Source organism: Vibrio sp. 10N.247.310.23, from assembly GCF_041467155.1.
Lineage (GTDB): Bacteria > Pseudomonadota > Gammaproteobacteria > Enterobacterales > Vibrionaceae > Vibrio > Vibrio crassostreae_C.
This window is the reverse complement of record NZ_JBFSTZ010000004.1, coordinates 168,455-182,169: the sequence shown is the minus strand read 5'-3', so window position 1 is coordinate 182,169 and position 13,715 is coordinate 168,455. Positions and strand designations below refer to the sequence as shown.

The window sequence follows — 13,715 nt, the reverse complement described above, 5'->3', positions numbered from 1 at the left end:
GAAGAAAACAGAAGCTTCGTTTTGAGCTATCCTTGCTATTCATCTGCCTGATACGTCCTTGATATAGGCATTATGACGAGCCTCTCATATTACTGGAAATTCTAAAATTTCATTTTTTATTCGAAAAGCTGATAAGGGATTGGATTTATCGATAAGCAGGTGAAATGAATGGACTAATATTATCGATATCAGTTGCGCATCGATTGAGCAGCTTTGGGAGGCGTCTTGCAGAACACCATAAAGTAATCGATCTAAGTCACGAATTAACATTCGTTGTAATCATTGTTTCATTCGGTTTTGTTACATTACGCAACGAATTTTCTACTATCCACTTTGGAGCTACAAAATGAAAGTTGCAATGAAACCTTTGTCATTGGCTGTACTTGCGGGTCTTGGTTTGACTTTAGCAGGCTGCACAACAACACCAGATACCGATGAAGTGATTAAATTACGTGTCGTAGAAACGACGGATATCCATACCAACCTAATGGATTACGACTACTACAAAGACAAGCCATCGAAAAAAATCGGCTTAGCACGTACTGCAACTTTAGTAAAAGAAGCTCAAAGCGAAGTAACCAACAGCGTTTTAGTTGATAACGGTGACTTACTGCAAGGTAGCCCAATGGGTGACTACATGGCAGACAAAGGCATCGAAGCAGGCGAAGTTCACCCTGCATATAAAGCAATGAACCAACTAAGCTACGACGCTGCAAACCTAGGTAACCACGAATTCAACTACGGTCTTGAGTTCCTAGAAGAATCTATCAACGACGCTGATTTCCCATACATCAGTGCTAACGTTTACGACGCAGAAACCAAAAAACACTACTTCACGCCTTACATCATCAAGACACACACGTTCGAAGATACTGCTGGCGTAGAGCACGAAGTAAAAGTGGGTTACATCGGTTTTGTTCCACCACAAATCATGACGTGGGATAAGAAGAACCTTGAAGGTAAAGTGATCGCTCGCGATATCATTGAGACGGCTAACGAGCTAGTGCCTCAAATGAAAGCGGAAGGCGCTGAAGTTATCGTTGCTATCCCTCACTCAGGCGTATCAACTGACCCATACAAAAATGGCGAAGAAAACTCAACGTTCTACCTATCTGAAGTAGACGGCATCGATGCGATCGCATTCGGCCACTCTCACGCAGTTTTCCCAGGTAAAGGTTTTGATGACATTCAAGGCATCGACAACGAAACGGGCACAATGAACGGCGTTGCAGCAGTAATGCCTGGTCGTTGGGGTAGCCACGTTGGTGTTATGGATCTAACACTTGCACAAAAAGACGGTAAGTGGGAAGTGATTAAAGGCCAATCAGAAGCGCGCCCTATCTACGACAAAATCGAGAAGAAATCGCTTGCTGCAGCTGATGAAGGCATCGTAACAGCACTAGAAAAAGACCACGCTGGTACTCGTGAGTTTGTTAACCAACCGATTGGTAAAGCAGACGATGTGATGTACAGCTTCTTGTCTCTAGTACAAGACGATCCAACAGTTCAAATCGTTAACCTTGCACAGAAAGATTACGTTGAACAGTTCATCCAAGGTGACCCTGACCTAGATGGTACGCCAGTACTTTCCGCGGCTGCACCATTCAAAGCTGGTGGCCGTAAGAATGACCCAGCGAACTTCACTGAGGTTGAATCTGGTCAACTGACATTCCGTAACGCAGCTGACTTGTACCTTTACCCGAACACGCTAGTTGCGATGAAGGTAACAGGTCACGAAGTAAAAGAGTGGCTTGAGTGTTCTGCAGGTCAGTTCAACCAAGTGGATGTTAACTCAACAGCACCACAACAGTTGATTGAGTGGGATAACTTCCGTACTTACAACTTCGATGTTATCGACGGTGTTGATTACCAAATCGACGTAACTCAACCTGCTAAATACGATGCAAACTGTAAAGTGGTTAACCCTGACTCACAGCGTATTGTTGGCCTAACTTACCAAGGTAAGCCAATCGACATGAAGCAAGACTTCCTGATCGCAACCAACAACTACCGTGCATACAGCGCTAAGTTCCCAGGCACAGGTGAAGACTTCATCGCATTTGATGCACCAGATGAGAACCGTACTGTTCTTGCAAACTACATCTCTCGCGTAAGCAAAGAGCAAGGTCAAGTGAGCCCAAGCGCGGATAACAATTGGTCATTTTCACCAATCAAAACGGATAACAAGCTAGATATCCGCTTTGAAACATCTCCAAGCGACAAAGCAGCAGAGTTCATCAAAGAGAAGGGTCAATACCCGATGAAACGTGTTGCGACTGACGATGTTGGTTTTGCTGTTTACCAGATTGACCTAACTAAATAGATTGCTTAAGTAATCCATAGTTAACGTTCTGAAAGGCTGAGTTTTACGACTCAGCCTTTTTCTTTTCTTCTAAATGTTCAGCCCAAAGCCCTAATTTTCGAACGACAAACTCTCGTTCAACCCGCTTCCAAATGCCACGCCTTTAGCTTCAAAACAGCAGTCAAACAGCAGTCAAACAGCAGTCAAACAGCAGTCAAACAGCAGTCAAACAGCACGACTCAAACCACCAATTGAATGAATCCAACACAAAAAAACACTAATCAGCTGTAAGTTTTTATCTGCTCCTCCTGTCTATTTAATTTACTACACTCAATGAATGGTGGTTAAGCCATTCATTTATAGGATAGATAAGGACATTTGATGAGCACCGTCGAGAGCATTCAAGCATGGTTACATTCAGGGGAGGAGTCGCTGCTATGGCTGATGCTTGGCATCATCGCACTTTCTTACCTGCTTGAAGATCTTGCGATTGTTACGGCGGCAGGTATCGCGACTCAAGGTCTAATACTTCCTCAATATGCGCTGCTTGCTATTTTCATCGGTATTGCCACGGGTGATCTCGGTCTTTATTACTTAGGGAAGTCAGGACGTTATTTCCGAGGTGTTCGATATAAAGCCCTCACGAATAAGTACTTTCGTTCGCTTCGTACCAAATTACGTCAGAACGCATTCAGCAGCCTTTTTGTTATCCGATTTATTCCAGGGCTTCGCACCGTCGGCTTTACCTTAAGTGGCTTTTTCGCCATCCCACTGCCTACTTTCTTGTTTGCCGTGATTAGTGCCACTGCGCTCTGGACTGGCATTGTCTTCTCTGCCATCTACTATTTAGGGACATCAGCGTGGCTGCAAGCCTCTGAATATCAATGGATCGTTATCCCGTGTGCCATCGCTTTGCTGTTTATCGGCAATCGATTAATGAATAGAACCTACTCTAGAGGATTATCATGAGTTCACCGCAAGATATTCGCATCATTCCCGCACATCAAATCAATGCAGGCATGCCTTTGCTTGAAAAAGATACCGTGCGCAGCGTCTCTCCTTATGAGTTTCTTCCAACTTGGTTCTTCTACACGCCAGTGGTGATTCAAAGCCTGATGCAAGGGTTACGGCACTTTGACTGGGCGCTGCCGCTCATCGCCAATCCAAGCATTAAGTTAAGCGGCATGGTAGGCGAATCAAAACATGAGATATTGAGCCTTGCCGGATCTTCAAGTCAGCGTTGGATCTCTCCGTTTATAACCCTAACCAAAACGGATCTCGGCAGTAAAAAACAAGCCGAAGACGCACGCAGCGCACTCATACAAACGGATCTTGATTTCCCTATCGTGGCAAAGCCGGATCTTGGCTGTCGAGGTGTTGGCGTTAAGCTGATCAACAACCAAGATCAACTTGAGCAATATGTTGAATCTTTCCCAAATAATGCTCGCTTTCTATTGCAGAAAAAGGCGCCTTATCAAGCCGAAGCGGGTGTTTTCTATGTTCGTTACCCAAACAAAAAGCAAGGCGAGATCATCTCGATCACACTCAAATATGCGCCAATGGTGGTGGGTGATGGCAGCTCGACCCTCAAGCAGTTAATTGAAAATAGCCCGCGTGCAGGGCAGCTCAGCCACCTGTATCTGCCGAGACATGAAGATAAACTGGATCAAGTACTCGCAGAGGGCGAAGAGTTCCAACTCGCGTTCGCAGGTAGCCATAGCCGTGGCTGTATCTTCCGAGACGGCAACCAATACATCACTCAAGCTTTAACCGAACGCTTAGACGAGATATTTGACGACTTCGATGGCTTCCACTTTGGTCGACTCGACGTCAAATTCAAGGACATGCACAGCCTAATGAACGGTGAGGATTTCACTATCCTTGAGGTCAATGGCGCCAGCAGTGAGGCTGGGCATATCTGGGATCGCAACACGCCATTGCGAGAGATATTTTCTACGCTACTTCTGCAATACCGCATTCTTTTTGATATTGGCGCTCAGCAAAAACAACGAGGCTATAAGACTCCTTCTTTCAAGAGCTTATTCGCTGCGTGGCAAGAAGAGCGACGTCTTGTTCAACAATATCCGACCACTGACTAACTTTGTACGAGGACCATGAATGAACCCCATAGCCCAACCGAGCGCCCTCACTTCTTTCTCTCCTAGTATCAAAGGAGCGGTAGAGATATTGAATCAGGGTCTAGAGTTTTTGTTAGCGATATCTGACAGCGACTATCTGACACGAGCAAAGCCGCACGTCACAAGCTCTATTGGTGAGCATACTCGTCACACGCTCGATCTTTTTCACGCCTTAATCTTAAAAGAGAATGCGACCGTTGATTACAACACTCGTCGTCGTGGTCATCCTGTCGAATACGACCGCTCTATTGCAGTCAAAGAGATCCACTATGTGATCAACTGGCTTGAACGATTAGACCGTCGAGATCTCGAAGCGCCTATCATGATCCAAACCGAGGTTTCGATGGATGCTCAAGTGTTCGCAAGCCTGCCTTCAACGCTCGAAAGAGAGGTCACCTTTGCCGCACTGCATGCCAATCATCATTACGCGATGATCAAGGTGATCACCACCTTCCTAGACGTCGAGACCTGCAACACCTTTGGTTATGCCCCAACCACCAACAGCTATCTGAGGGAGCAATAATCATGTGTTCAGTATCTTGGCTGCTTGAAGAGAATGGTTATCAGGTCTTTTTTAATCGTGATGAACAAAAGACGCGAGCACTGGCAATGCCACCCAGACAATATCGAGTCAACGGTGTCGATATCATTATGCCACTCGACCCAACTGGCGGCGGTAGCTGGATAAGTATTAATGAGTTCGGGCTTTCGCTATGCCTACTCAATAACTATCAAGGCACAGTGCCCGTTGGTCCTTTAGTAAGCCGCGGTTTGCTACTTAAAAACCTATCATCGAGTCGTAATATCAGTCAGCTATCTGAAGCGTTTCACAAGCTAGACCTACACTCTTTTGCCCCATTTACCTTGCTAGCTTTCGCGCCCAATCTAACCCAACACAATGGTCTGGTTATCGCCTACATGTGGGATGGTATTCAACAGAAAATAGTCGACACTGATTCTCCACTCTTCTCATCCGGTGTTGATTTAGAGCGAGTGCAAGCCTACCGACAAGCAAAATATGATCAGCTCATGGCGGCAGGTAAGAATCAACAGAACTTACTGATGTTCCACTCTCACCATCACAATGAGCAACCTCATTTAGCGACCTGTATGCATCGCGAAGACGCACATACCGTGAGCTTTACACACTTACGTAACCTGCATGGTCAAGCCTCTATGTTTTATGCACCCGGCTCACCATGCGAACCCATTAAACCATGTCAGATAAATCAGCAGCGCTTTACCTTTGATTTATCACCCGCAATCAATCTATAGATGGAGTCCATCATGAGAAAACTATTCACCATGGTTCTGCTACTTGTTAGCCCGTACGTATTTGCCGCCGATGAAATCTATACCGGCTTCTTTAGCAGTAAGGCACTCGATGGCTACGATACCGTGGCTTATTTCACTTCCGGTAAGCCCATTGAAGGCAGTAAAAAATTCAGCACTGAGTACAAAGGGGCGGATTGGTATTTCTCTTCTGAAAAGAATCTGACTTTATTTGTTAATAATCCTGAAAAATATGCCCCTCAATATGGTGGCTATTGCGCTTGGGCAGTATCAGCGAAGAGCGACTTTGCACCGAGTGACCCACATCAATGGACGATTGTTGATAACAAGCTTTACCTCAACTACGACCAAGAGATTAAGCAGCGCTGGGAACAAGACCAAGCACAGCATATTCAACAAGCCGATAAAGTTTGGCCGCAACTGATTAAGTAAGGTAATTTCATTATGATTGATAGTCCTTTTCGTTTACCACGTTACACGCCTTTTGGTTTAGGTGAGTCTGTTGTCGAGTGGGCAACTGGGCTATCTAAGCTAGACCGACTCTACCAAGATCGTAAAAACGAGTTATCTAGCTTCGAATTCATGAATTACACTCTGTCGGCGCTCAATATCGACTACTCGGTTGCATCGGGAAGCACGGAAAACATCCCGGAAGAAGGGCCTGTCGTGATTGTGGCGAACCACCCGCTTGGCGCCATCGAAGGCGTGATCCTTGCCGATCTCGTAGGATCAGTAAGAAAGGATGTGAAGGTGCTGGCCAATGAGTTACTTAAGCGCCTGCCTGAACTGGATGATCTTTTCATCGGTGTCGATGTCTTTAACAGTAAAGAATCGAAACGCACCAATGCCAAAGCGATTCGAGATGCCAATCGTCATTTGGCTGATGGTGGACTATTGATTGTATTCCCAGCAGGTGAAGTATCAAGCTACCGTAAAGGGGCAAAAACACTGACAGACATCGAGTGGAGCAAGTCGGTAGCGAAATTCGTCAAACGTCACCAAGCCACCACGGTACCTATCTTTATCAATGGCAAGAACAGTGAGCTTTTCTATCAAGCGGGTCGTGTTCATCCACTGTTGAGAACCGCTCTACTCGGGCGTGAACTTCTTAATAAACAAGCGACAACTATCTCTATCTCGATTGGCTCATCGATTCCGTATTCAGAGATAAAATCGTTTGAAAAAGAGATGGATATCGTCAACTACCTACGACTTAATACCTATCTAATGAGTCAACAAGATAGTCCGAACACGCCAATCCACGCGCCCTCTTTCGATACCCAAGTGATAGCGCCTATTCCACCAGAAGTCTTATCAATAGAGATAGACTCACTCCCTGAAGAGATGAAACTGCTCGAGCAAGGGAACTTTGAGGTCTACTGCACACCAAGCCAATCTATTCCTAACTTAATGCGCGAGATTGGTCGAGTAAGAGAAGAAAGCTTTAGAGAAGTCGGAGAAGGCAGTGGGCTGGCCTGTGATTTAGATGAGTATGACCTTTACTACCATCAACTGTTTGTGTGGAATAAAACCAAGGCAGAACTGGTCGGGGCGTATCGACTCGGTATGGTCGACAAACTCATCGCAGAGCACGGGCTTGATCAGCTTTACTCTCGTAGCCTGTTTAACTACAACCAAGAATTCATTGATACGTTAGAAAACAGCATTGAACTAGGGCGATCGGTAGTAAGTAAACCTTACCAAAAGAGCCTGAACTCACTGTTACTATTGTGGAAAGGCATTGCGACCTTTGTGTCTCGTCACCCTCAATATACCCATCTGTTCGGCCCAGTCAGTATCAGCAATGATTACAGCCACAATGCGCGTCTGTTGATCGCGACCACGTTATCAATCCACCATTATGATGAGGAAAAGGCGAATTTGGTTTCACCTTCGTCACCACTCAATACCAGCAGTCATGTGTTCTGGCAAAATCACCTGCTCTCTTCACTGGCGAGTGTGCCTCTGCTCTCTAAAGTGTTAGCACGCATGGAGCAAGGTAAAGGCCTGCCGGTACTGCTGCGCCAATATCTAGGGATGAACGGTAAACTGGTGTGTTTTAATGTCGACCCATCGTTTAATGATGCCTTGGATGGCTTGATTGTGGTGAACCTTAAAAAGGTACCACTGAAGACTCTGGGTAAATACATGGGCAGAGAACTTGCTCAAGATTACCTAGAGCAACACGCACGCCTCTGATTTATCCTGCTCTGTACCTCTCTCCAAATAAGTGCGATGATTTCGGCACTTATTTGGGATAGGTTATTTTCATGCACACCTCTTTTATCGAACTACTGCAAAGCTTCGACTTCTCTGAAAGCCAGATTGAATCTCTACTCGCTGTCGCCAAGCCACTTGAGCTGCCAACCAGACACATCTTGATCAATCAAGGTGAGATGGCGAGTTCAATCTACTTTGTACTTGAAGGCTTGTGCCATGCCTGCTACCTCACTGATGATGGTAAGCAATACAGCAAAGAGTTCTATTGGGAACAAGATTGGATCATCGGCTTTGAGAGTCTGATAAAGAACCAAGCCTCTCCTTACCTATTAGAAACGCTGACACCCATCACCATGTTAGAGCTGCCAATGAATGCGGTTATCGAGTGGCGTGCATCAAATAATCCTTTGTATTTAAAGCTGTTAGAAACACAACTGATGCATAAGGAAAACAAAGAACGCTTCATGCTGCTCTATACACCAGAGCAACGTTATCAGCTGTTCTGCGAGCACTATCCCGACCTTGAGCAGCGCTTAAATGACAATCAAATTGCCGCTTATCTAGGAATCACCGCAATCAGCCTGAGCAGAATTAAAGGTCGAATTAACAATAGTTAATGCCAACAATCATCACGCATAGTACATTCAGGGCATCGATAATCTCTGGATGTAAACATGATCACTTGGCACTCAATTCCTTTTTCTGAACTCTCAACACAACAGCTTTATCAACTACTTAAATTAAGAGTCGATGTATTTGTGGTTGAGCAAACTTGTCCTTATCCAGAGCTCGACGGTAAAGATACACTCGCAGGTGTTGAGCACCTGCTTGGTTATTCTGATGATGAGTTGGTTGCGTGTGCACGTTTATTACCACCAGGTACCTCTTACGACAACACCAGCATCGGCCGAGTCGCAACCAAGCAATCAGCAAGAGGTGATGGCTTGGGGCATCAATTAATAAAAGAAGCATTAACACGCTGCGAGGCTCTTTGGCCAAATACGGCCATTGATATTGGCGCGCAGCAACACCTAGAAAACTTCTATGCGAGCCACGGCTTCAACACCATCTCGGATATGTACCTCGAAGATGACATTCCTCATATAGACATGAGATTAGAAAAATAATGACGAATATCACTGCCGGTATTCTATTGTTGGTTGCAGGTAACTTGTTTGCCTCGCTTTCCGACGTAGCGGTAAAGCTGTTAAATGGCGAAGTACCGCCCTTACAGTATATTTTTTTCCGACAGTTGATATCTCTGCTCATCATCACCCCTTTGTGGCTACAGCAGAAAAAAGAACAACGGTGCTTACAGCAGGCTAAGGTAACCTTCATTCGAGGTCAGTTAATTCTGATCGGCAGTGGGTGCATGGTGGTCGCGATCACTCACTTGTCTTTGGCAACCGCCAACGCAGTATTTTATGTCGCGCCTTTACTGATGTTGCCGCTCTCAATGTTGCTATTGAAAGAGCAACCGGCACTCGGCAAGGTGATCGGCACAACCATAGGTTTTATTGGTGCATTGATTGTCTTGAGGCCATCACAATTTCATTGGGCGGCACTGTTTGCTTTGGGGACAGCACTCACCCTAGCACTATTTAATGTACTCGTAAGAAAGCTTCCTAGTGAGCAAACGGTGGTCACTACGCTGTGGTGGACAACCTTATTCTCTATTCCAGCCTCATTAGTACTGTGCTTCTTATACTGGCAGCCGGTGTCTGTGGAGCATTTGGGATACATAGCCCTGAGTGCGACGCTAATCTTAAGTTACAACGGCCTTGCGGTTGCTGCCTATCAAAAAGCACACTCTAGCCAAATTGCCTTGGCTGAGTATTCAGGATTGGTGTTTGTCGCGCTAATAGGTGCAATATGGTTCGATGAGATTCCGGATACATTAACCTTTATCGGAATCATGCTTATCATCTTGCCACTCGCCCCTTTCAAGCGACCAAAAAAAAGAGCTAATGCTTAGCTCTTTTCTATCGTTTATCTGTGTCTGGTGAAGCGCTTTAACTCAGGCTCACTATTCATCTACTTACTGCGACCAAAGCCACCATCGGATAAGCGGAAGAACATCACCGAAGTGTCGCCTTTCTCTAGCTGAAGAATGTCCAACTGCCCAGTTTCAGCAAGTTTGAAACGAACCAGCTGGCCTTTACGAATCTGACTGAGCGGCTTATCTGCACCTTCAATTCGCACTAACGCATTCAAGTCAGACAATGGCAAATCGTTGTTTCGAAAAACCTGCGCTAACGTATCCCCTTGCTTAACAAGGTACTCCTGCCAATTTTTGTTACTCGGTTCTAATGAGCTGTTCTTGGCATTTTGCTGTTCGCTTAAGCCGACGGTGTTTATTTCAAGCTCAACGCGCGATGTTGTTGGAGCTGTGTCTACTTTAGGTTCTGGTAGCGGCACAAAAAGTAATATCAGTACGATCGGAGAAATCACCATCAACAGTCTTTGGTGTAACTTCGGCAATGAACCCCAAGTTTGCGCTGTCGAGGTTTTCATTTTCTTCACATCGATCGAACTCAATTTCTCTTTGACCTGATTCAGTCGATCCTTGAATTCTGCTAAGTGGTCAACTTTCTGTTTTTTCTTTTGACGACGATTCATACCACTGCGTCCTATACATTGAATAACTACAGTATAAAAACCAAAGTACCAACAGTATAGATCTTTCCGTCACAACAAGGCCCAAAGCGAGAAAATTGACATGGCTGTGATTTGGGCACGGTAAAGCGCAAGTGATCAGGGACTAGCCGTTTCTTCACGCTGCTAATACTGGTATTCTTACCCTTTTCGTACTGACAAAAAGAGTGACTTTTCATGTCTGAAGTAAAATTTGAAACTGTAGAGCAAAAAGCTAGCTACGGTATCGGTCTACAAATGGGCCAACAACTTGCTGGTTCTGGTCTTGAAGGCCTAAACGTTGACGCAATCGCTGCTGGTATCGCAACAGCTCTAGTTGGTGACATGCCAGCTATCGAAGTTGACGAAATCAACAACGCACTACAAGAGCTACACACTCGTGGTGAAGCTGCACGTCAAGAACTAGCTAAAGCAGCAGCAGCTGACGGCGAAGCTTTCCTAACTGACAACGCTCTTCGTTCAGAAGTAACAGTTCTTGAGTCTGGTCTTCAGTACGAAGTACTAACTGAAGGTACTGGCGAAATCCCTACTGCAGACAAGCAAGTACGTGTTCACTACCACGGCGAACTAACTGACGGTACTGTTTTCGACAGCTCTGTATCTCGCGGTCAACCTGCTGAATTCCCAGTAACTGGCGTAATTCAAGGTTGGGTACAAGCTCTACAAATGATGCCTGTTGGCTCTAAGTGGAAGCTATACATCCCTCAAGATCTAGCATACGGTGAGCGTGGCGCAGGTGCTGCAATCCCACCATTTGCTGCTCTAGTATTTGAAGTAGAACTTCTAGCTATTCTTTAATTTTTATAAAAACCTTTAGTAAAACAAAATACTATTGGCAAATAAAATTGAAATAATCCAACGGCGATGTGACTACATCGCCGTTTTTCGTTTATAGTGAAAGAGTAAATTACTTTATTACTTAAGGACGAATAATGAAGAAAGTACTCATCACAGTTTTAAGCAGCCTTGCTGTTGTCTCTTGCGCTAGCACTAGCGACTCTGAACAAACCAGTTCATCATCAGATACCAACTATTCCCAACTATCACAAACTGCACTAATGGCAGCAGTGAATATGTGGTCTCAGCAGAACGAAACAACACCACTTGTGGATACGGTAGCTGACCAAGCTTCTGTTACCAGCGACCAAGCAGTTGGCGGTATTGGTTCAATGTTGGCCCTTGCACAAAACTCTCTTGGCACAGCCGACAACAAAGAACTCGCGACACTTATTCCGGGTATGTCGAGCCTTGAGTCTACTGGTCTATCATCGCTACTAAGCTCACAAGGTGCCGTTGAAAGTGCGTTTTCTGGATTAGGTATGGATCCATCAATGGTTACAACATTTGCACCCATCATTCTTCAAGCACTGCAGTCACAAGGTGCAACGAGCGGCCTGATGGATTCACTTTCAGCTATATGGCAATAATCGTTAGTTATTAATAGCTAGCTTAAAATCTAATAAGGGCACTTCGGTGCTCTTTTTTGTGCGTGGAAGAAAAGATATTTGAGATACGAGATACGAGATACGAGATACGAGATACGAGATACGAGACATTTTTGAAAATTGGAGCAGATAAGACAAGCAAAAAGTGCCAAACATCATGGTGCAATTTCTATTATCTTTTCCTTGTTCTACAGACACAAAAAAGCCGAGCTAATGCTCGGCTTTTGTATTAAGAATCTAGTATAGATTACTCAGCAGCTTCTTCAGCAGCTGGGCGGTCTACAAGCTCAATGTAAGCCATTGGAGCTTTATCACCAGTACGGAAACCACATTTAAGAATGCGAGTGTAACCACCTTGGCGAGCCGCGAAACGCGGGCCTAGTTCATTAAATAGTTTTGCCACAACTTCGTTATCACGAGTGCGAGCAAATGCAAGACGACGGTTAGCAACACTGTCTGTCTTAGCTAGGGTAATCAATGGCTCAATTACGCGACGTAGTTCTTTTGCTTTAGGCACGGTAGTTTTAATAACTTCGTGACGAACAAGAGAGCTAGCCATGTTGCTGAACATCGCTTTGCGATGACTGCTGTTGCGGTTGAGTTGACGACCACTTTTACGATGGCGCATGACCTAATCCTTCTAACTTTTCGATTAATCTTCAGCGATTGACGCTGGTGGCCAGTTTTCTAGACGCATGCCTAGAGAAAGACCACGTGAAGCAAGCACATCTTTAATCTCTGTAAGAGATTTCTTACCAAGGTTTGGCGTTTTAAGTAGCTCAACCTCAGTGCGCTGTACAAGATCACCGATGTAGTGAATCGCTTCTGCTTTCAAACAGTTAGCAGAGCGAACTGTTAGTTCAAGATCGTCTACAGGACGTAGTAGGATAGGATCGAATTCTGGCTTCTCTTCCTTCTCCTCAGGTACACGTACATCACGAAGATCTACGAACGCATCCAATTGTTCAGCTAAAATAGTAGCTGCACGACGGATTGCTTCCTCAGGTTCTAGAGTACCGTTCGTTTCCATATCGATAACAAGCTTGTCTAAATCAGTACGTTGTTCTACACGTGCCGCTTCTACAGCGTAAGCGATTTTATCAACCGGGCTGTAAGTAGCGTCAACTAGTAGACGACCGATAGGACGCTCATCTTCTTCAGTATGGATACGAGCTGAAGCTGGAACGTAACCACGACCACGTTCTACTTTGATACGCATAGCGATCTCAGCGTTGTCATCCGTTAGGTGACAAATTACGTGCTCAGGGTTAGCGATCTCTACATCACCATCGTGGGTGATGTCACCTGCAACAACAGGGCCTGAGCCTGATTTGTTCAGTGTAATAAACACTTCATCTTTGCCTTCAGCAACGCGTACAGCCAAACCTTTAAGGTTTAGAAGGATTTCCAGGATATCTTCCTGAACGCCTTCTTTAGTGCTGTATTCGTGTAGCACACCTTCAATTTCAACTTCTGTTACGGCACAACCCGGCATAGAAGATAGAAGAATGCGGCGAAGAGCATTACCTAGAGTGTGGCCGAAACCGCGCTCTAATGGCTCAAGAGTTACTTTCGCGTGTGTCGTATTGATCTGTTCAATGTCAACAAGACGCGGCTTAAGAAATTCTGTTACAGAACCCTGCATTGTGTCCTCTCTTTTTT

15 protein-coding genes are annotated in these 13,715 nt (G+C 45.2%); 12 read left to right on the top strand and 3 right to left on the bottom strand.

The annotated features are described in order from the left end of the window. Positions 1-346 precede the first annotated feature (346 nt). The 10 genes from AB6D93_RS04655 (at position 347) to AB6D93_RS04610 (ending at position 9,928) form a co-directional block, all read left to right on the top strand. On the top strand, positions 347-2,323 hold the full coding sequence (locus tag AB6D93_RS04655) for a bifunctional 2',3'-cyclic-nucleotide 2'-phosphodiesterase/3'-nucleotidase (RefSeq protein ID WP_102333021.1): 1,977 nt from the start codon (positions 347-349) through the stop codon (positions 2,321-2,323). A gap of 360 nt (positions 2,324-2,683) precedes the next feature. Next, entirely contained in the window at positions 2,684-3,271 is a 588-nt protein-coding gene (locus tag AB6D93_RS04650) for a DedA family protein (RefSeq protein ID WP_102333020.1), read from the top strand. After that, positions 3,268-4,401: an ATP-grasp domain-containing protein gene (locus AB6D93_RS04645; RefSeq protein ID WP_102333019.1), complete on the top strand. Its 1,134-nt coding sequence runs from the start codon at positions 3,268-3,270 to the stop codon at positions 4,399-4,401. Before AB6D93_RS04650 ends, AB6D93_RS04645 begins: the two co-directional genes overlap by 4 nt. Positions 4,402-4,420: 19 nt before the next feature. Continuing rightward, on the top strand, positions 4,421-4,963 hold the full coding sequence (locus AB6D93_RS04640; protein ID WP_032546798.1) for a hypothetical protein: 543 nt from the start codon (positions 4,421-4,423) through the stop codon (positions 4,961-4,963). A 2-nt stretch (positions 4,964-4,965) separates the two neighbouring features. Beyond that, positions 4,966-5,715: an NRDE family protein gene (locus AB6D93_RS04635; RefSeq protein WP_017058882.1), complete on the top strand. Its 750-nt coding sequence runs from the start codon at positions 4,966-4,968 to the stop codon at positions 5,713-5,715. A gap of 12 nt (positions 5,716-5,727) precedes the next feature. Continuing rightward, positions 5,728-6,165 carry a YHS domain-containing (seleno)protein gene (locus AB6D93_RS04630; protein WP_102333018.1) on the top strand — a complete coding sequence of 146 codons (438 nt, stop codon included), beginning with the start codon at positions 5,728-5,730 and terminating at the stop codon, positions 6,163-6,165. 12 nt (positions 6,166-6,177) lie between these two features. Further along, complete coding sequence (locus AB6D93_RS04625) at positions 6,178-7,932, top strand: lysophospholipid acyltransferase family protein (RefSeq protein WP_102333017.1); 1,755 nt, start codon at positions 6,178-6,180, stop codon at positions 7,930-7,932. Positions 7,933-8,003: 71 nt separating this feature from the next. Further along, positions 8,004-8,570 carry a Crp/Fnr family transcriptional regulator gene (locus tag AB6D93_RS04620; RefSeq protein ID WP_102333016.1) on the top strand — a complete coding sequence of 189 codons (567 nt, stop codon included), beginning with the start codon at positions 8,004-8,006 and terminating at the stop codon, positions 8,568-8,570. Between the two features lie 57 nt (positions 8,571-8,627). Next, positions 8,628-9,080: a GNAT family N-acetyltransferase gene (locus tag AB6D93_RS04615; protein WP_017068023.1), complete on the top strand. Its 453-nt coding sequence runs from the start codon at positions 8,628-8,630 to the stop codon at positions 9,078-9,080. Next, positions 9,080-9,928: a DMT family transporter gene (locus AB6D93_RS04610; RefSeq protein ID WP_102333015.1), complete on the top strand. Its 849-nt coding sequence runs from the start codon at positions 9,080-9,082 to the stop codon at positions 9,926-9,928. Before AB6D93_RS04615 ends, AB6D93_RS04610 begins: the two co-directional genes overlap by 1 nt. A 59-nt stretch (positions 9,929-9,987) precedes the next feature. Here the strand turns inward: AB6D93_RS04610 and AB6D93_RS04605 are convergent, their stop codons facing one another. Continuing rightward, the gene (locus tag AB6D93_RS04605) at positions 9,988-10,572 is read right to left on the bottom strand and encodes a LysM-like peptidoglycan-binding domain-containing protein (protein WP_017068022.1); all 585 of its coding nucleotides are present in this window, start codon (positions 10,570-10,572) and stop codon (positions 9,988-9,990) included. 213 nt (positions 10,573-10,785) lie between these two features. Here AB6D93_RS04605 and AB6D93_RS04600 point away from each other — a divergent pair, with 213 nt between their 5' ends. Together AB6D93_RS04600 and AB6D93_RS04595 are read left to right on the top strand one after the other, a co-directional pair. Next, positions 10,786-11,406: an FKBP-type peptidyl-prolyl cis-trans isomerase gene (locus tag AB6D93_RS04600; protein ID WP_017078817.1), complete on the top strand. Its 621-nt coding sequence runs from the start codon at positions 10,786-10,788 to the stop codon at positions 11,404-11,406. 134 nt (positions 11,407-11,540) lie between these two features. Then, the gene (locus AB6D93_RS04595) at positions 11,541-12,035 is read left to right on the top strand and encodes a DUF2780 domain-containing protein (protein ID WP_017058875.1); all 495 of its coding nucleotides are present in this window, start codon (positions 11,541-11,543) and stop codon (positions 12,033-12,035) included. 265 nt (positions 12,036-12,300) lie between these two features. Here the strand turns inward: AB6D93_RS04595 and rplQ are convergent, their stop codons facing one another. Further along, positions 12,301-12,681, bottom strand: coding sequence for a 50S ribosomal protein L17 (gene rplQ, locus AB6D93_RS04590; RefSeq protein WP_004729812.1), 381 nt, complete (start codon positions 12,679-12,681; stop codon positions 12,301-12,303). Between the two features lie 24 nt (positions 12,682-12,705). Then, positions 12,706-13,698 (bottom strand): DNA-directed RNA polymerase subunit alpha, encoded by a 993-nt coding sequence (locus AB6D93_RS04585; protein WP_004729813.1) that lies wholly within the window; start codon positions 13,696-13,698, stop codon positions 12,706-12,708. Positions 13,699-13,715: the final 17 nt, after the last annotated feature.

Excerpts from the sequence above, each read along its gene's own strand:
- AB6D93_RS04605 (WP_017068022.1), bottom strand. The coding sequence starts at position 10,572 with ATGAATCGTCGTCAAAAGAAAAAACAGAAAGTTGACCACTTAGCAGAA.
- AB6D93_RS04620 (WP_102333016.1), top strand. The coding sequence starts at position 8,004 with ATGCACACCTCTTTTATCGAACTACTGCAAAGCTTCGACTTCTCTGAA.
- rplQ (WP_004729812.1), bottom strand. The coding sequence starts at position 12,681 with ATGCGCCATCGTAAAAGTGGTCGTCAACTCAACCGCAACAGCAGTCAT.
- AB6D93_RS04635 (WP_017058882.1), top strand. The coding sequence starts at position 4,966 with ATGTGTTCAGTATCTTGGCTGCTTGAAGAGAATGGTTATCAGGTCTTT.
- AB6D93_RS04595 (WP_017058875.1), top strand. The coding sequence starts at position 11,541 with ATGAAGAAAGTACTCATCACAGTTTTAAGCAGCCTTGCTGTTGTCTCT.
- AB6D93_RS04615 (WP_017068023.1), top strand. The coding sequence starts at position 8,628 with ATGATCACTTGGCACTCAATTCCTTTTTCTGAACTCTCAACACAACAG.
- AB6D93_RS04630 (WP_102333018.1), top strand. The coding sequence starts at position 5,728 with ATGAGAAAACTATTCACCATGGTTCTGCTACTTGTTAGCCCGTACGTA.
- AB6D93_RS04655 (WP_102333021.1), top strand. The coding sequence starts at position 347 with ATGAAAGTTGCAATGAAACCTTTGTCATTGGCTGTACTTGCGGGTCTT.
- AB6D93_RS04585 (WP_004729813.1), bottom strand. The coding sequence starts at position 13,698 with ATGCAGGGTTCTGTAACAGAATTTCTTAAGCCGCGTCTTGTTGACATT.
- AB6D93_RS04610 (WP_102333015.1), top strand. The coding sequence starts at position 9,080 with ATGACGAATATCACTGCCGGTATTCTATTGTTGGTTGCAGGTAACTTG.
- AB6D93_RS04640 (WP_032546798.1), top strand. The coding sequence starts at position 4,421 with ATGAACCCCATAGCCCAACCGAGCGCCCTCACTTCTTTCTCTCCTAGT.
- AB6D93_RS04645 (WP_102333019.1), top strand. The coding sequence starts at position 3,268 with ATGAGTTCACCGCAAGATATTCGCATCATTCCCGCACATCAAATCAAT.
- AB6D93_RS04650 (WP_102333020.1), top strand. The coding sequence starts at position 2,684 with ATGAGCACCGTCGAGAGCATTCAAGCATGGTTACATTCAGGGGAGGAG.
- AB6D93_RS04600 (WP_017078817.1), top strand. The coding sequence starts at position 10,786 with ATGTCTGAAGTAAAATTTGAAACTGTAGAGCAAAAAGCTAGCTACGGT.
- AB6D93_RS04625 (WP_102333017.1), top strand. The coding sequence starts at position 6,178 with ATGATTGATAGTCCTTTTCGTTTACCACGTTACACGCCTTTTGGTTTA.